This is a genomic window from Pseudomonas azadiae, from assembly GCF_019145355.1.
Lineage (GTDB): Bacteria > Pseudomonadota > Gammaproteobacteria > Pseudomonadales > Pseudomonadaceae > Aquipseudomonas > Aquipseudomonas azadiae.
Genome location: NZ_JAHSTY010000001.1, coordinates 130,778 through 148,009, shown reverse-complemented (window position 1 = coordinate 148,009; position 17,232 = coordinate 130,778). Strand labels below are relative to the sequence as shown.

Below are 17,232 nucleotides of genomic sequence, written 5' to 3'. Positions count from 1 at the left end.
ATGACTCCCTTGCCTGCACCGCTGCGCTGGTTGTATGCCCTTGAATGGCGCCGTGGTTTTTTCGATTGGGCGCGCAGTGACGGCGTGACCTGGGTGTATATCTTCAAGGTGCTGATCGCGGCGTTCCTCACGCTGTGGTTGGCGATGCGCCTGGAATTGCCGCAACCGCGCACGGCGATGATCACGGTATTTATCGTGATGCAGCCGCAGAGCGGCCAGGTATTCGCCAAGAGTTTCTATCGCTTCCTCGGCACCCTGGCAGGGTCGGCGGTAATGGTGGTGCTGATCGCCTTGTTTGCCCAGAACACGGAATTGTTCCTCGGTGCGCTGGCAATCTGGGTGGGCGTCTGCACGGCGGGTGCGACACGCAATCGCAACTTTCGCGCCTACGGTTTCGTGCTGGCCGGCTACACGGCGGCAATGGTCGGCCTGCCCGCGCTTGCCCATCCGGATGGCGCCTTTATGGCGGCGGTATGGCGGGTGCTGGAAATTTCCCTGGGGATTTTGTGCGCCACGCTGGTCAGCGCGGCGATCCTGCCGCAAACCACCAGCGCGGCCATGCGCAATGCCTTGTACCAGCGTTTCGGCGTGTTCGCGCTGTTTGTCACCGATGGCCTGCGCGGGCGCAGCCAACCTGAAGCGTTCGAGGCCAGCAACGTGCGCTTTATCGCCGAAGCCGTGGGCCTGGAAGGGCTGCGCAGCATCACCGTGTTTGAAGACCCGCACATGCGCCGGCGCAACGGCAGGCTCAGCCGCCTCAACAGCGAGTTCATGAGCATCACCACGCGCTTCAATGCCTTGCACCAGTTGCTTGAACGACTGCGCAAGGATGAAGCGGACCATGTGGTCGCGGCAATCAAACCCGGCCTGCAGGACCTTGCCGAAGTGCTCGATGGTTTCTCGGGCCGCGCGCTCACCAGCCCTGATGCGGCGCGCCTGGTCGACCTATTGAGTGCCTATAAGGACGGCCTGCCCGCCAAGGTCCGCAGCCTGCGCGCCACTTTCCAGGAAGCGAGTCCCAGCGAAGCCGAGCAGTTGGATTTCCACACCGCCTACGAGCTGCTCTATCGCTTCGTCGACGATCTGCACAACTATGCGCAAACCCACGCTTCGCTCGCTGAACACCGCCATGCGCGCGAGCAATGGGACGAAACCTTTATCCCGAAAACCAACTGGCTGGCTTGCGCCGCGTCCGGCATCCGCGCGTCATTTATCCTGATCGTACTGGGCAGTTATTGGGTGGCCACCGCCTGGCCGAGCGGCGCAACCATGACCCTGATCGCCGCGGCCACCGTCGGCCTCTCCGCCGCCACACCGAACCCCAAGCGCATGGCGTTCCAGATGGCGTGCGGCACCTTGATCGGTGCGTTGGTGGGCTTTGTCGAGATGTTTTTCGTGTTCCCCTGGATCGATGGCTTCCCACTGCTGTGCGTGATGCTCGCGCCGGTGATCGTCTTTGGCGCCTTCCTCGCGTCACGCCCGCAGTACGCCGGTGTCGGCGTCGGCTTGCTGATCTTCTTCAGCACCGGATCAGTGCCGGACAACCTGACGGTCTACAACCCCTACACCTTCATCAACGACTACATCGCCATGGTGATCGGCATGCTGGTGTGCGCCGCGGCGGGGGCGATCATCCTGCCGCCCAACAGCCGCTGGCTCTGGCGGCGGCTGGAGCAGGACCTGCGCGAGCAAGTGGTGTACGCCATCAGCGGCAAGCTCAAGGGGTTGGCGTCGAGTTTCGAAAGCCGTACCCGCGATCTGTTGCACCAGGCGTACGGCCTTGCGGTTGGCCAGCCGCGGGTACAGCGCGACCTGCTGCGCTGGATGTTCGTGGTGCTGGAGGTCGGCCACGCGATCATTGAACTGCGCAAGGAACAGGCGATTCTACCGGTGCACCCGGCGTATGCCGAATCCCAGCCATGGCGCCAGGCGATCCGCGTCATGGGGCGCTCGCTGGTGCGGCTGTTCCTGCAGCCCAGCGCGAGCAATCTGGAGCGCGGCCTGATCGCTGTCGACCATGCGATCAGCCGCGTGCAGGCCACCGACGAACCCTTCGCCCCGCACTTCGACACCTCGGCCCTGCGGCGGGTGAAAAGCTACCTGCACTTTATCCGCACCTCGTTGCTGGACCCGCAATCACCGCTGGCGGCCCTCAAAGGAATCCCGAATGCCTCGTGAAATCGCATTCCACGGCCTGTACATGCCGACCATGACCCTGATGTTCCTGATCGCCGCCGTGCTGGCCTGGGCGCTCGACCGCTTCGTGGCCGGGTTCGACCTGTACCGGTTTTTCTGGCATCCGGCGCTGCTGCGCCTGAGCCTGTTCGTTTGCCTGTTCGGCGCCCTGGCGCTGACCGTCTACCGTTGAGACTGCCCCGATGAAAAAGTTTTTCAGCCTGCTCGCCACCTTGCTGGTATTGGCTTTGGCGATCTGGATTGGCCGCACGTTGTGGGTGCACTACATGCAAACGCCGTGGACCCGCGACGGCCGTGTACGGGCCGATATCATCAACGTCGCCGCCGACGTTACCGGTGAAGTGGTCGAGGTGCCGGTGCGCGACAACCAGCTTGTCAAAAAAGGCGACCTGCTGATGCAGATCGACCCCGAGCACTACCGCATCGCCGTCAAACAGGCGCAATCGCTGGTCGCCTCGCGCAAAGCCACCTGGGAAATGCGCAAGGTCAACGCGCACCGCCGCGCCGACCTCGACGCCCTGGTCATTTCCAAGGAAAACCGCGACGACGCCAGCAACATCGCCGACTCGGCGCTCGCCGATTACCAACACGCCTTGGCACAACTGGAAGCTGCCGAGCTCAACCTGAAACGCACCCAGGTCTTGGCGGCGGTGGACGGCTACGTCACCAACCTCAACGTGCACCGCGGCGACTACGCACGCATCGGCGAAGCCAAGATGGCCGTGGTCGACATGAACTCGTTCTGGGTCTACGGCTTCTTCGAAGAAACCAAACTGCCCCATGTGAAAGTCGGTGACAAAGCCGATATGCAACTCATGAGTGGCGAGACCTTGAGGGGCCACGTGGAAAGCATCTCGCGCGGCATCTACGACCGTGACAACCCTGAAAGCCGCGAGCTGATCGCCGATGTGAACCCGACGTTCAATTGGGTACGCCTGGCCCAGCGGGTGCCGGTGCGGATTCACATTGATGAAGTGCCGGAGGGCGTACTGTTGGCGGCGGGGATTACCTGCACCGTTATCGTGAACCAAACACAAAACTAAACGGTGGGCTAGCAAGCTCCCACATTCGTTCTTTGTTGATAAGCAGATTGGGCTCTGTCTCAGACAGTTACTTGGGTCTGATTTTTCGTCGACGCCTGACCCGCAACATACTGACGTAGCGGCGGTGGTTTCTTGTGTGGAGGAGGAACAACCAGAACAGCGCTTGAAATAAAGGAAACACTGCAAACATCGTCACTCGTTGGTTACCCAAGTAGTCGGCCGCAAGCATAGCGTTCAACGCTGCGACGCCTACCAGTAGGGCAGGGCCAAAACGAAACCCCGCCGCGACCAGCGCCATCCCAATGTAAATGATCAGTAGCAATACCAGAGCCGCCAAAACCGCATATTCGCTTGGCAGGTAATTTATTCGAGCGTAATACGACAGGCTATGCGACAAGTTGCCGGATGTGCTGACGAGGCTCATTGATACTCCCATGCCCACCGTGAATGCAAAACGTCGGGTGTAATAACGTAAGGTTCGGGGGCCCTGCGCCCTAACAATGTCACTGTTCATGGCTGACGAACTCCTCGTAAATCCCAATAACGACAGAATTGATGTTTCCGGACAGGCCGCTGCCAGTGACCGCCAGAGCGGCGCCCACTTGATCGGCTAACTGAATGAGGAGGTCCTGACGTAATTGGACATTGCTGAAGCGCTTGGGGAGTGTTCCTGCCAACTGCTTTAATCGGATCATTTCGCGAGGATGACGAGAGTTCTGCAAACGCAGAACTTCGTTTGTCAGTTTTGCGCGTTCTTGGCGGCTCATGCGTCTCAAGATGTCGGTCAGGGTGCGGCCTGTCGTATTTTTGGTCGTCATGACGGTCTTTACCGTCATGAACGTCGAGCTGCCTGCCCCCACCAGCGAAATGCCATCCAAGGCTGCGCTCATCGCCTGATACCAACCAAGGCTGTCGTAATAATCGTTTTCAGCCGGGTCGGTCAGTTCTTTGTAGGTTCGCCATAAGCCGTTACCACATTGCAAAGCACTGGCGGCTGCCGCTGTATAAGCAATGTAAGTAACTGCAAGGCTGGAGCCTGCACTAAGCGGCGCTGAAGCGATGCCTGCCTTGGCAACGATAATGCCTATCACGGCTCCACTGCATGCCAGGGCCATCCCCGCCGCCTCGCGCCATAGATGCGACTCGCGCGGCGAGTTTGCCACCCATTGCGCATAATCATCGGCAGCCATCATCGGTCCTGTGACCTCCCGCAGAATCACCCGCTTGGGTTTGATACTGCACAGCGGCACAAACTCCCGTAGCACCGTCATCTGATAATCACTGCCGATATGCACCACACCCGCTCCGACAAGGGCCGGGTCGGCGTCAATGGTTCGATAGAGCTTGGGCAGATTCAGCAGGCTGGTCAGTCGCTGGCGGGTCGTGGTGTGGGCATCCGGCACACCGTTTCGTAGGAAGTCGCTGGGCATCCTTTCACCTGTGAGGAGACAGAGGTGAAAGAGCCTGAGGATTGATTCCTTTTAATGATGTCAGGCCGTTCGCTTTTTGCTGTAGGACCTGGCTACTGCATGTTGACTGCGTCAGGCCTTGATAAAGGTCTCATGCAAATGGCGCCACAGCAGCGCGCCACTGGCTTGTTTTTCGAAGACCACCGTGGCGCGGCGATCGGTCTGCGTGCCGCTGTCATCAATCTGCTGCTCGCGGTAGGTCACGGTGGCGCCGCGTGCATGGCGATCAATCCCCGCCATCTCGCTCAAGGTGATTTTCAACCCCGGCCGCATCCCGCCCAGGCGCGTGAACAGCGCATTGACCCCGGCCGCATTTACCCGCGTGCCGGTGGCGGGGGCAACCATGCTGAATTCAGGCGAGAAGCGAGCCAGCAAATTTTGCAGGGTGCCCTCAGGCGCAACGCCCGCAAACCATTGCTCGATCTCGACGTGGGTCTGGATCACTTCTTCGAAAAAGTCGTTGTAGTCGATCATGAGGGTACTCGTTATCAGGCGCTTAACTGGCGAATCACATTCACCAGCACGGGGGCGAAGGGTTTCAGGCGGTTGTTGGCGTCGGGCTGTTCCAGTTCTTCCTTCAATGCCGTTAATAAGTCGATGTCAGCTACTTCAAGGTCATCGCCTTCCATTCCGCTGTTGTAGAGCAGCGCGTCCAGAATCGACTTTCTAGCGCCGAACAGAGCGCGATTGTTTTCGCGAGAGTCTCCAAGGTTCAGGACCTGGATGGAGGTCACGGCTCTAGCGCTCAGCCCCTCCACACGGCCGGAGAGATAAAATTTCAGTTCTGTTTCGCATTCATCCATTAAGGATGTCAGCGGCAAAACCTGATGGGCGTGCGCTCTGCCGCATTGTTTGCTGCGGTTGCAGCTCGCGACGATGTTGGCAAAATCCAACGAACGATGTGGGGCGGTTTCTCTGGCCTCAACGTGTTCATTGTGGGCGCTGTCGGGTGTTATTTCGTGGCAGCAATACGCGCACAAGCCATGTTGCTCTTCGATACAGGCGCGGCGAATGCATGTCCTTTCTTCCGGGGTCAAATCTGAGTAGCGGCCATTCGGGTACGTGCGCTTCCATTTTGTCAGGGCTGCCGGTTCATTTCCTTTGGTGATCTTACGCACTGCGCAACTCCAGCTTGCGAATCAGAAGGGCGGCTTTGGTCAGTTCGATATGGCCGGGCGGCAGGTCTGCGGACAGCTCTTCGAAGAGGGCTTTAGCTGCTTTCAATTTTTTGTCTTGCAGCAGCTCCAATAATTTATCCAGGCGTGCTTGAACTTCACTGTTGCGCACGTCCGTGTCCATGACGCTGAGCAGTACCTGGTTTGCGTCGAGACCGTATAAGCCGTTGCGTTCTTCCAGTTCGCCGTCGTCCAGCACGTAGCACAGGACGTCTTTGGTATCGCTGATTACCAGGGGGGAGTGGGTGGTCAGGATAAATTGGCAGTGGGGGAAGGTAGCGGTCAGTTGGTGGATTAGGCGACGTTGCCACTGCGGGTGCAAGTGCAGATCGACCTCGTCAATCATGACTACACCTTTGCCAAGTAACGGATTGCTCAATGAAGGATTCATTAGCGCAAGACGGCGGGCTATGTCTCCAATCAGAGCCATCAACGTTTTTTCGCCCTGAGACAGCTGGTTAACATTCAGCGTCCTTCCTGCTTTATCTACTGCCATATGCAGGTGTGGTTGGCGCTGGACTCGGAGATTATTAAAATCGGGCATAAATGCGTTAATGGCATTTCTTACTGCATTGAGCTGAGGGTCGCGAGAAGCAAGATATACAGCAGTCAATTCGGACAAAATATGGTTTTGTGCAGGCGTAACCGTTTTCGCGAGATTTTCCATTACCGAAAGCGGAATGCCTTTTTCGTTCTCGCTATCTTCCCGCTCTCTAAACCATTCAAAAAAGTGACTGAAGTCCACACGCCCACTTAACGAATAATCGTAGCCATCCAATTGGTCAGATGGTTTTCCAGACTTCTTGATGTTTAAGGGGATATCCAGCACTGATCGCTCTACTGGATAAAAAGCAATGATCGGAACGGATGCCTTTTCATCAACGATGGCGATATGCAAGCGAAAATAATCGGCTAACTTTGTGACGTCAGCAAGGTTGCTAGTTGCCTTGGATGGGTGCCCTTTTCGAGTGCGAGAAAGCGTCCAGCGAAAACCTTCTGATTTGTCTTCGGTAGGGTGGCCGGTCGAGCGTACAAATATGTCGATAGAAGAAGAGGATGTGCTGTTATTTACAATGTCCTCGGCTATCGGGCTTCCACTTCCGTTATCCGTTTTAATTCTTCCGACAAGCCAACTGAGTGAAGTCGCCAACGACTTCAAAATCGTCGTCTTCCCCGCCCCATTATTTCCCACAAACACCGTCACCTTCGATGCATGCTTTTCGGTAGGCGCAAAGGCGACTTCCAAGTCGGTAAAACGACCGACGTTGTTCAGTCGAATTTTTCTAATTTCCATCGCATTACCCTTGTGGGGCCAGTCAGTTTCAAGAGGCAGGCGGCGATTATGGCACTCATCCCAGGTTTTGGCAGGTGGGCTTCACGCTTGCTTACAACACACCGCTCAACCCAAAGCGTTTGTTCAACACCTTCTCCAATAACCCTTTGGGCACTAACGCCGCCATCAACGGCAACGCTCGGCTGCCATTGCCCGAACGCAGCAGGCGCGGCGGTTTTGGTTGTTGCACGGCCTTGAGCACATCCGCCGCAAATTCGTTGGCCGGGGTCGGCTTGTCCTGGGAAGCCTGGCTGCGTGCACGGATGCCGTCGCGCAACGGCCACCAGGGGGATTTTTCGTTGATCAACTGCTCGGCTTGGGCGCCGGCGGTTTTTGCAAAGCTTGTATCAATGGCGCCGGGCTGAACTTCCATCACCCGCACGCCGAACGGTGCCAGTTCCATGCGCAGTGCATCGCTCAAGGCATGCACGGCCGCTTTCGAGGCGCAGTAGGCGCCGGCAAACGGTGTGACCAATACGCCGGAAACACTGCCGATATTCACCACCAGGCCTTTGCTGCGACGCAGGGCCGGGAACAGCGCCTGGGTCATGCCGACGATAGAGAACACATTGGTCTCGAACTGGCGCTGCATCGCCTCGGTGCCGCCATCGAGCAGCGGGCCCATGGCGCCGTAGCCGGCGTTGTTGACCAGCACATCCAACTCTCCCAATTGCTCGGCCAGGCGCTGCAAGGCGGCACTGTCGTTGACGTCCAGTTCGAGCGCATTGAAGCCGGCGCCGGCCAGGGCGGCGACGTCTTCCGGGCGGCGGGCGCTGGCCCACACGTTGAATCCGGCGGATTTGAAGGCGTCCGCCAGGGCGCGGCCAATGCCGCTGGAGCAACCGGTGATGAGTACATTGGGCATGGGTCAGTCCTTTGTCAGTCCGAGAAACTGCCTTGCAGGTGCTCGGCACGAAATTCCAGGGTTTGCGGCCGGTAGCCGGGGCGCAGCGGCGGGGTGGGCAGGCAATCGTCCCAAGTGGCGCCGGCCTGCAACTCGCCGGGGCCGCGATAGCGTGGAGCAGCATAGACGTTGTCGGCGAGGTTGACGGTGTCACCCGGTGCATAGGCGGCGACGCGCCAGCGCAGTTCGGTCAGCGGTACGTCGTTGCCGTTGTTGAGGGTCAGCTTGAGCGGGCGGTCGGCGGGGCATTCCTGTGGCGCGTAGGTGATGCGCAGCTCAAGGCGCGCCAATTGGGACGCTTCACGGTTATCCAGCCATACCATCCAGATCGCTACGAAGCCCAGGCCGACAGCGGCGGCGAGAGATACCGGCAAGGCCTTGGCGGGATAGCGCAGCAGCAGGATCAGCCAGGTGATGATCAGTAGAACGCCGAAGAACATGGAGGTTGCCTCGAATAGGGAACGAGCATCCTAACTTAAGCGTAGGTGGGATTGGTTAGCTTGAGCATTGTGTGGGCCGCACGGGCGCCATCGCAGGCAAGCCAGCTCCCACAGGTTGAGCGTATTCCGGGGATGAACCCGGTCAACTGTGGGAGTGGACTTGCCCGCGATGACTTACTTACTGAGTAGAAGCATCGGCCTGCAAGCCATCAATGCAAGCCTCCACCAAAGCCAAGCCAGTTTCTGCCAACTGCAGGCTCGCCCAATTCAGGTAACTCTGGTGCTCAGTGCATAAATCTTGAGCGGCCAGGGTGAGCACGCGCGCAGTGCCTAAGACACAACTGGCATGTTCCAGTGCTTGTTCGATAGGGATGTCGGGCTGTACGGAAAACAGAGGTGCCTCATTCCGGTCGCAGACGCCGAAAGGGGTGGGGCGGGTGGTTTGTTTGGACATGGTGGATCTCCTATGAAAATGGGAGTTGCCACGCTTCGCCGTCAAACGAATGGGTGGCAACTGTGCGCAGGTTGACGGACCGGTCATAGGAACCCGGCGCGCTCGAAAGCGCCCCACGCACAGTCGCCATGACAATGTGCTTGGTCCTATGAGTGGTAGAGGCCGTCAAACCTCATCACGAATGAGTCGTGACAGGCGCGAGGATAGGCAGGATGGGGGCAAGGGTCAATGCTGGCGGTTGTGCTTCCAGGCGTCATCGCAGGCAAGCCAGCTCTCACAGTTGACCGGGTACATCCTTTGCAATGCGGTTAACTGTGGGAGCTGGCTTGCCTGCGAAGAGGCCCTTACAGCCACTGCAAGGCCCAAACAAAAAGCCCCCACCCAACCCACTGCGGATAGGGGACGCAATGGGCTGGGCGAGGGCTTCTCTTACGACTGTATTATTGCGCGATAGTTTTCACCGACACGCCACGTTCAACCGGCGTCGAGCGACCGTAGATATCTTCGAACCGCTCGATATCGTCTTCGCCCAGGTAACTGCCCGATTGCACTTCGATGATCTCCAACGGAATCTTGCCCGGGTTGCGCAGGCGGTGCACCGAGGCGATCGGGATGTAGGTGGACTGGTTTTCGGTGAGCAGGAACACGTTCTCGTCACAGGTCACTTCGGCCGTGCCGCTGACCACGATCCAGTGTTCGGCGCGGTGGTGGTGCATCTGCAGCGACAGGCACGCGCCCGGCTTGACCGAGATGTGCTTGACCTGGAAGCGACCGCCCATGTCCACCGAATCGTACGAGCCCCACGGACGATAGACTTCGCAGTGGTTCTGGGTTTCGCTGCGGCCCTGGTCGTTGAGGGTCGAGACCATCTGCTTGACGCCCTGGACCTTGTCCTTGTGGGCAATCATCATTGCGTCCTTGGTTTCCACCACCACGATGTTGTCCAGGCCGATCACCGACACCAGTTTGCCGTTGCCGTGGATCATGCAGTTGCGGCTGTCCTGGATCACCACGTCGCCTTTGCTGACGTTACCGTGTATATCTTTATCGTTGACCGCCCACAGCGACGCCCAGCAGCCCACGTCGCTCCAACCGGCGCTCAACGGCACCACGCAGGCGCGCTGGGTTTTTTCCATCACGGCGTAGTCGATGGAGTTGTCCGGGCAGCAGGCGAAGGTGGCTTCGTCGAAGGAAACCGTATCGGCATCCTGCTGGCTGCGTTCCAGCGTCAGCAGGCAGGTGTCGTAGATGTCCGGGTCGTGCTTTTTCAGCTCTTCGAGGAAGCGGCTGGCACGGAACAGGAACATGCCGCTGTTCCAGAAGTAACCGCCGCTCTTGACGAACTCGACGGCGCGCTTTTCATCGGGCTTCTCCACGAACTGTTCGACGCGGCTCACGCCCTCGGGCAGCAGCGCATCGTTGGTGGACTTGATGTAGCCATAACCGGTTTCCGGACGGGTCGCCGGTACGCCGAACAGCACCATCTCGCCGCGTTCGGCCGCTACGGTGGCCAGGGCCAGCGCACGTTGCAGGGCTTTCTGATCGTCGATCACGTGGTCGGCCGGCAGCACCAGCATCAGTTCGTCACGGCCTTCATTGACCAGCATCATCGCGGTGAGGGCCACGGCCGGCGCGGTGTTGCGGCCGAACGGTTCCATCAGGATGCGCTGGCATTCCAGCTTGCGCGCGGCCAGTTGCTCGTTGACGATAAAACGGTGGTCCTTGTTGCAGACCACGATCGGGGAGTCCATGCCTTCGAACACCAGGCGTTCCAGGGTTTGCTGGAACAGCGTGTGCTCACCGGTCAGGGCGAGGAATTGCTTTGGGAACTGTTTACGGGAAAGCGGCCAAAGACGTGAGCCGCTACCACCGGAAAGGATGACTGGAATCATGGGGGTTTCTCCTTGAATCGATTTGGGTCAGAGCTACGAAGGTTTGTCGTTTCACTCTTGTTTTTGTCTCGGTCCCTGTGGGAGCTGGCTTGCCTGCGATGCAGGCGACTCGGTCTGTCAGTGACACCGAGGTGATGCCATCGCGGGCAAGCCCGGCTCCCACAGAGGAATAGTTAGCGGGTCGACACGGGGCGTTTTACCCACACTGGCGACAGGCTCGAACCGGAACCGGTGACGTACAGCACCGCCGCTTCACCGCGCTCCAGGGCAACCGGCTTCACATCGCCGACCTTCTTGTCACCGTCATAAAGCGCCAGGCTCACCTTCACCGGGTTGATTTCGCGTTCGCCACGGCTTTTGGCGGCGACTGCCTTGACCACGTCAGTCTTGCCATCGGCGGTTTTCAGGGTCAGCGCTTTGTCGCTGAGGTTCTGCACACGCACCAGGGACTTCTGCTTGTTCTTGAACGGCGGTTCTTCGATCAGTTGTGGCTGGCCGCTGCTGTTGTTGACCAGGGTGTAGTAGTGATCGGGGGCGAGTTTGACCGGCACCGTCTGGCTGCCGACCTTGGCGCTGTAGTCACCGCCAGGCATGAAGCTGAAATCGCTGCTGGCCAGTGGCGCGACTTCGCTCAGGTTGGTGCTGCCAACGGTCGCGCTGACTTCCTGGTTCGAAGCGTTGTAGATACGCACGAAGCTCGAGCCTTTTGGTGCGGTCGGGCCATAGAGGGCGGCGTCACCGCCGGCGAAGGCGGACATCGATACGAAGCTCAAGCCGGCAGCGATGGCCAGGGTCTTGGCGAGACGACGCGGAGTTGTAGTGAAAGTCATGTGAGTTACCTCTCTTTCAGTTTTGCGCCCGGTCGGGCGTCTCGGATTTAGTGTTGATTGCCATGTTTTGTTGGCGCGAACCGGCTTGTTTTAGCTGCGCAACCCATGAAGGGTCGGCATCGCCGATTTCGTTGTTGATAGGCAGATAACGTTCAGGGAACTCCCAGACCAGCACCTGTGGCGGGCTGTTCTTGAAGTCGTCGCTTTTGAGGTAGCTGAGCATCGGCAGGATCGGGCCGTGGCCGTCTTCGGCGTAGCTGACCACGTCGCGGCCCAGGGCTTGCTTGAGCGCGCCGACGAAGTTCCAGTTGGGGTTGGCGCTGTAGCTGGTGCCCACCAGGGCCACCGGGGTTTCGCTGTCACTGAACAGTGCGTCGTCGCCTTTGGTTTCGGCCAGGTGCGTCACGCGTTTTTCCAGCGGCTCTTTAGGCGGCATCAGGTTTTCGAACAGCGGGTCCAGGGGCAGGAACAGACGCAGGTCGCCTTTGTGCGGCGCAGTTGTTTCGGCCTCGGTGACAAACTGCTGCGGCTCGCCGCTCAGCGGGGTCTTGTCGGCAATCGCCTTGGCCAACTGCTTGGCCGCGATTTCCGCACCGTCCGGCGTCCAGTGGGTGTCGGTGCGCAGGAACACTTGCTTGCCGCCCAGCTTGGCTTGTTGCAGGGGGCCGAGCAGGTCTGGGGCGATGATCTTGTCGGCCGCGACGCGGGCATGGAAGTCCTGGTACAGGTTGGCGTGGATGCTCGCCGGTTTCACCTCATCCAGGTGTTCCGGGTACAGGCGCACCTTGGCCGGTACGATCGCCATTACCAACTGAATGCCTTGGGCCTTGAGCTTTTGGCGTACGCCTTCGACCAGCGCGTAGTTGTCTTGAAGGTTCTGGTCTTCGTTGACGGCGGGGTTGAACTCCTCGTCGCTGTACAACCAGTGATCGCGGCCCAGCACCACGCCAGGGCGGCCTTCATTGAACAGCTTGTAGTCCAGCGCCGCCCAAAGGTTAGTGCCCAAGCGCTTGATCGGGAACTCCTCGTCGTAGTGCGTCTCGACGGCTTTGGCCCAGCGGCCGTTGAGCACGGTCGCGTCGGCATTGGTGCTGAAGCCGAAGAAACTGCGCAGCGACCAGGCGCCCAGGGCCAGCAACAGCACCAGGAACAGGCCGATGTAGAGGATGCGTAATGAACGGGTCATGGTCGGCTCCCTCAGAATTGGAAGTAAAGGAACGGCGAGAAACTCTGCGCCGACAGTTTGAGAATCGACGCCACGAACAGCAGCAGCACAGCCGCGCGCATTGCGTAGCGTGGCCAGTCAGCGGTCCAGTAGGCCGGTTGCACGGCGGCGTCACGGCCCACGGTAAAACCGGGCTCGTGGATGCTGCCTGGGTTGTCGCCCGGTACGGCCTTGATCAGGCTCGGGTCGGCCGGCTTGGTCTTCTCGGCAGGGCGATTGGTGTAGAAGTCGCGCAGGCCAAAGAACGCCAGGGTCGCGTAGGCCACCACCAGGGTCGCCACTTGCAGCCCGGTGAGGTTGGCGCGGTTGAGTTCCGACAGCGACCACTCGCCAAAGCTGAACATCGCACCGTACATACGCCCGGCAACGTGCAGGTTCTCGGCGCGGAAGATCACCCAGCCCATCACCACCAGCAGGAAGGTGAAGGCCCAGCGCAGCACATTGAAGCTGCGCGGCGCGGTATTGAGGCCGATGGCTTTTTCAATCGCCAGCCACATGCCGTGCCAGGCACCCCACACGATGTAGGTGATGTTCGCACCGTGCCACAGGCCACCGAGCAGCATGGTCAGGAACAGGTTGCGGTAGGTGGTCAGCGTGCCTTTACGGTTGCCGCCCAGGGTGATGTACAGGTAGTCACGCAGCCAAGTGGAGAGGCTGATGTGCCAGCGCCGCCAGAACTCGGTGATCGACTGGCTGATGTACGGCTGCTTGAAGTTTTCCATGAAGCGGAAACCCATCATCAAGCCCAGGCCGATCGCCATGTCGCTGTAGCCGGAGAAGTCGAAGTACAGCTGCGCGGTGTAGGCCAGCGCGCCGAGCCAGGCATCGCCGGTCGTCGGGTTCTGCAAGGCGAAGCAATGATCGGCCACCACCGCCAGGGTATCGGCGATGAACACCTTCTTGATGAACCCCTGCATGAACCGCGTGCAGCCCTCGGAGAATTTATCCAGGGTATGGGTGCGGTTGTTGAACTGGTCGGCCAGGTCGCGAAAGCGCAGCACGGGACCGGCGATCAGGTGCGGGAAGATCGCCACGAACGCTGCAAAGTCGATGAGGTTGCGTGTGGCCGGGGTATCACCGCGATACACGTCGATGATGTAGCTGATGGACTCGAAGATGTAGAACGAGATCCCGATCGGCAACAGCACGTGGGTGAGGATGAACGGCTCCAGGCCCATCGACTTCATCATCACGTTGATGCTGTCGACGCCGAAGTTGGCGTACTTGAAGTAGCCGAGGATGCACAGGTCGACCGCCACGCCGAGCAGCAGCCAGCGCTGGGCCGGCTTGGTGCGCACGCCGGCCGCACCGACCTTGAGGCCGATCCAGTAGTTCCACAGCGTCACGGCGGCGAACAGGGCCAGGAAGTCCACTCGCCACCAGGCGTAGAACACGTAGCTGGCCAGCAGCAGCAGCAGGTTGCGATAGCGTTGCCCGCTCAAATAGTACAAGCCGAGAAAGATCGGCAAGAACAGAAACAGGAACACATTGGACGAGAAAACCATCCCGATCTCTCCATGTTTAACCAACAGTCAAGGGCCGCAGCCCCCCCAAACCCCCCCACGATGTCGGGGGAGGCTGTGATCGTTCCCACGCTCTGCGTGGGAATGCCTCTTGTGACGCTCTGCGTCACGCTTTGGGACGCAGAGCGTCCCGTGCTGCATTCCCACGCAGAGCGTGGGAACGATCAGCGACTAACTGCCTTTGTTGCCTTTCTCATGCGTCGGGTCGTAGACCTTGGTCAGGTCACCCCCCAGACGGAACGTCTTGAACGGCTGCATCCCATGCTTGCGCTCGATCACATCCGGCGCGCAGGTGTAGAGGGTGCAGAAGGGTTCAAGCCAGGCATATTTCATGTCCTCCTTGAGGTCCTTCATGTCCTGCTCTTTGCCGTTCTTCTGCTCGAAGATCTCCGGGTCTTTCACCCCGGCCAGCACTTTTTCGCCGAGGCGCTTGAGCGCGCTGTTGTTTTCCTGACGCAGATCCACCCCGTTGACCAAGGCAAAACTGGCGATCATCGACAGCGGCGGCAGGGCGTAGTTGTGGTACGACAACGCGCGCTGCTGACGCTTCAATTCATTCGGCAGGAAGCCCTGGTCATCGACCTGGTTCACGCCGACCTTGTATTCCTTGACGGCCCAATCGAACAGATCGCGACGGTTGGTGGCGATGGACGTCGCCATCACCGACCAGGCGGCCCAGTAGGAGTGGTTGTTGGTTTTTTCCAGCGGCAGGTTGTCCCAGTCGCTCACCACCTGATCAGCCAGTTTGTTGAACCAGGCTTCGATCAGTTGCGCTTCCTGCGGGTGGTTGGCCAGCGGGTGCGACTCGGAGAACTTCAGGCGCACGTAGGCCGAGGCCATGCTGCCCAGCGCCCATTTGCGCATCGATTTACCGGTGTGGTTGAAGTCCTTGGACATCAACGCATCGGCCTTGGCCCACGAAACCAGCCAGTTCAGCGTGCATTCGAGCTGTTCCGGGCGACCGTCGCGCATGAACTGCATCACGCGTTTGCTGGTGTCTTTTTCCAGCTTGGTGATGTCGGCGGTGCTGTCGCGAAAGGCTTTCTCCGATTGCACGTTCAAGGTCGAACGCGCCTTGTCGGAGCCTTCGTACTTGCTGCGAAACTGCAGAGGCCCGGTGTAGGGCGTCGGCATGGTGTCGCAGTTTTCCTTGGCTTCGCCGGTCTTGAACGCTTCGATCGGTGCGAAATAGCCCTGGGGCGGACGCAGCGGGGCGGCAGCGTTGGCTGCGCCGGCGAAAATCGCCAGGCCCAGCAACGATGGAATCAGTAATTTCTGCATAGGTAACCTCATTGCCCCGTTGAGGCAGTCTGTTGACCACCGGCGGGGAATACGTTGCGTGTGCAAATTTTCGCTTCGACTTTCTGCGCCGCAGCGCCCGCTTCAGGGCCCTGCACTTCCACGGCCAGCAAGTTCTGCGAGGCCCAGTCTTCATCGGTGCGCAGTTCAAAGGCGAAACGCCCGTCTGTATCGGATGTTTCGGGTTTCTCGATCTTGATGTCCTCGTGGCGCCCGTTCATGTACCAGAGGGTGGCTTGCAGGGTTTTCACCGACGGGTCGGCAAAGCGGATATCGACCTGATGGTTGGCGTTGCGCAGGTCTTTGTTCGAACTGTTAACCATCAATTCGTTCTTGCCGGGTTTCAATGTCGTGCTGGCGGTCATCTGCGCGGTCTTGCCTTCGCAACCGTTGTCCAGCAGCGCCATCATCTGGCGGTAGATGGTTTCCTGGTCGAGGCGGTACAGCGGCGAGAATTCCCAGATCAGGATCTTCGGCGGGTTTTTCTGGAATTCTTCGCTGCCCAGGTACTGGATCATCGAGCCTTCCAGGCCACCGCCGGGGAAGGCGACGTTGAGGATGTCGGCACCGATCTCCTCCTGCAGGAAACCGGCGAAGTTGTAGTTCTTGCCACTGTGGCTGGTGCCCACCAGCGTGATCTGCGGGTCGCCCGAATCGCCGAACAGATCGCCGTCGCCCGCTTCGCCCTTGGGCTCGGTGGTGAACTGGTCCATGTACTGGATCGCGTAGCTGGTGCCGCACAGTTGCCCGGCCATGTTGTGCAGGGTGCCGGTCTTGCCCATGCGCCCGGAGCGCTTGGTTTCGAATTCACGCTTGGGAATTGCGGCGTACTCAGGCATCTGCTTGATCTTGGCTGCGACGATTTTCGCCGTGCGCTGGGCACCGTAAGGAGTCCAGTGCTGGTCGCCACGGAAATAGAAGTCGTGGGCCGGCAATTCATCCGGCAGTTGCTCATTGGTCAACGGCGACAGGTCCGGTACCACGTAGCCCATCTTGGCGAAACGGCCGAGCATGGTCTTGTAGTTGCCCAGTGCCTTGTCGAAATCGAACTTGGCTTTCTCTTCGGGGTTGAGCTTGTTGCGGTTCACCAGGCCGCGGGTCGGCTGGTAGACCACCACCAGTTCCACGCCCTTGCTCTTGAACGCATCGTGCAGCTGTTGCATGCGCTTGTAGCCGGACGGGGTGGTGTCGAATTCGGTACGCAGGTCTTCCTGGGTACGGAACAGCCAGTCGCCCTGGGCTTGTACCAGAGTGGTGAAGTTCTGCTGATAACGCGTGGTGTAGTTCTTTGCGTCATGGGCGGCCGGGCACAGGCTGCAGCAAGGTTCGGCGGTGAAAGTCGGCGCCTTGATCTCGTCGGCGCGCACGCCCTGGCTGGCCGCGAGCAGGCCGAGGGTCAGACCCGAGAGGCTCAGCAGTTTGATCATGTGTGGGTGCATAAGGGTCATC

General features: G+C 59.5%; 17 protein-coding genes. 3 read left to right on the top strand and 14 right to left on the bottom strand.

All coding sequences use genetic code 11. From position 1 onward, the window contains the following. Genes KVG91_RS00645 through KVG91_RS00635 form a run of 3 tightly spaced genes read left to right on the top strand, consistent with a single transcriptional unit; the run spans position 1 to position 3,239 of the window. Positions 1-2,178, top strand: coding sequence for an FUSC family protein (locus KVG91_RS00645; protein ID WP_169378490.1), 2,178 nt, complete (start codon positions 1-3; stop codon positions 2,176-2,178). Continuing rightward, entirely contained in the window at positions 2,168-2,368 is a 201-nt protein-coding gene (locus KVG91_RS00640; RefSeq protein WP_076951250.1) for a DUF1656 domain-containing protein, read from the top strand. The genes KVG91_RS00645 and KVG91_RS00640 overlap by 11 nt, the downstream gene beginning before the upstream one ends. A gap of 10 nt (positions 2,369-2,378) precedes the next feature. After that, the gene (locus KVG91_RS00635; protein ID WP_169378491.1) at positions 2,379-3,239 is read left to right on the top strand and encodes an efflux RND transporter periplasmic adaptor subunit; all 861 of its coding nucleotides are present in this window, start codon (positions 2,379-2,381) and stop codon (positions 3,237-3,239) included. 67 nt (positions 3,240-3,306) lie between these two features. Here the strand turns inward: KVG91_RS00635 and KVG91_RS00630 are convergent, their stop codons facing one another. From KVG91_RS00630 to KVG91_RS00565, 14 genes are all read right to left on the bottom strand, one after another. Then, a complete protein-coding gene (locus tag KVG91_RS00630) occupies positions 3,307-3,753 on the bottom strand; it encodes a hypothetical protein (RefSeq protein WP_225926934.1) in 447 nt (148 codons plus the stop codon). After that, positions 3,743-4,669, bottom strand: coding sequence for an NAD synthetase (locus tag KVG91_RS00625; protein ID WP_169378492.1), 927 nt, complete (start codon positions 4,667-4,669; stop codon positions 3,743-3,745). The genes KVG91_RS00630 and KVG91_RS00625 overlap by 11 nt, the downstream gene beginning before the upstream one ends. Positions 4,670-4,780: 111 nt before the next feature. Then, positions 4,781-5,182, bottom strand: a complete 402-nt coding sequence (locus tag KVG91_RS00620; RefSeq protein ID WP_169378493.1) for a DUF4440 domain-containing protein — start codon at positions 5,180-5,182, stop codon at positions 4,781-4,783. 14 nt (positions 5,183-5,196) lie between these two features. Next, positions 5,197-5,826, bottom strand: coding sequence for a retron system putative HNH endonuclease (locus tag KVG91_RS00615; protein WP_169378494.1), 630 nt, complete (start codon positions 5,824-5,826; stop codon positions 5,197-5,199). Then, a complete protein-coding gene (locus KVG91_RS00610; RefSeq protein ID WP_169378495.1) occupies positions 5,819-7,177 on the bottom strand; it encodes an AAA family ATPase in 1,359 nt (452 codons plus the stop codon). Before KVG91_RS00610 ends, KVG91_RS00615 begins: the two co-directional genes overlap by 8 nt. A 91-nt stretch (positions 7,178-7,268) precedes the next feature. Further along, positions 7,269-8,081, bottom strand: coding sequence for an SDR family oxidoreductase (locus KVG91_RS00605; protein WP_169378496.1), 813 nt, complete (start codon positions 8,079-8,081; stop codon positions 7,269-7,271). Between the two features lie 14 nt (positions 8,082-8,095). Continuing rightward, positions 8,096-8,560, bottom strand: coding sequence for a multidrug transporter (locus tag KVG91_RS00600; RefSeq protein WP_169378497.1), 465 nt, complete (start codon positions 8,558-8,560; stop codon positions 8,096-8,098). A 178-nt stretch (positions 8,561-8,738) separates the two neighbouring features. After that, a complete protein-coding gene (locus KVG91_RS00595) occupies positions 8,739-9,014 on the bottom strand; it encodes a DUF3077 domain-containing protein (RefSeq protein WP_169378498.1) in 276 nt (91 codons plus the stop codon). 440 nt (positions 9,015-9,454) lie between these two features. Beyond that, entirely contained in the window at positions 9,455-10,906 is a 1,452-nt protein-coding gene (locus tag KVG91_RS00590; RefSeq protein ID WP_169378499.1) for a mannose-1-phosphate guanylyltransferase/mannose-6-phosphate isomerase, read from the bottom strand. A 173-nt stretch (positions 10,907-11,079) separates the two neighbouring features. After that, complete coding sequence (locus KVG91_RS00585) at positions 11,080-11,736, bottom strand: alginate O-acetyltransferase AlgF (RefSeq protein ID WP_169378500.1); 657 nt, start codon at positions 11,734-11,736, stop codon at positions 11,080-11,082. A 16-nt stretch (positions 11,737-11,752) separates the two neighbouring features. Then, positions 11,753-12,922 (bottom strand): alginate O-acetyltransferase, encoded by a 1,170-nt coding sequence (locus KVG91_RS00580; RefSeq protein ID WP_169378501.1) that lies wholly within the window; start codon positions 12,920-12,922, stop codon positions 11,753-11,755. Between the two features lie 11 nt (positions 12,923-12,933). Beyond that, entirely contained in the window at positions 12,934-14,466 is a 1,533-nt protein-coding gene (locus KVG91_RS00575) for an MBOAT family O-acyltransferase (RefSeq protein ID WP_076951263.1), read from the bottom strand. 189 nt (positions 14,467-14,655) lie between these two features. Then, positions 14,656-15,765, bottom strand: a complete 1,110-nt coding sequence (locus KVG91_RS00570) for a mannuronate-specific alginate lyase (RefSeq protein ID WP_169378502.1) — start codon at positions 15,763-15,765, stop codon at positions 14,656-14,658. 8 nt (positions 15,766-15,773) lie between these two features. Next, a complete protein-coding gene (locus KVG91_RS00565; protein ID WP_169378520.1) occupies positions 15,774-17,222 on the bottom strand; it encodes an alginate O-acetyltransferase in 1,449 nt (482 codons plus the stop codon). Between the last annotated feature and the right edge of the window lie 10 nt (positions 17,223-17,232).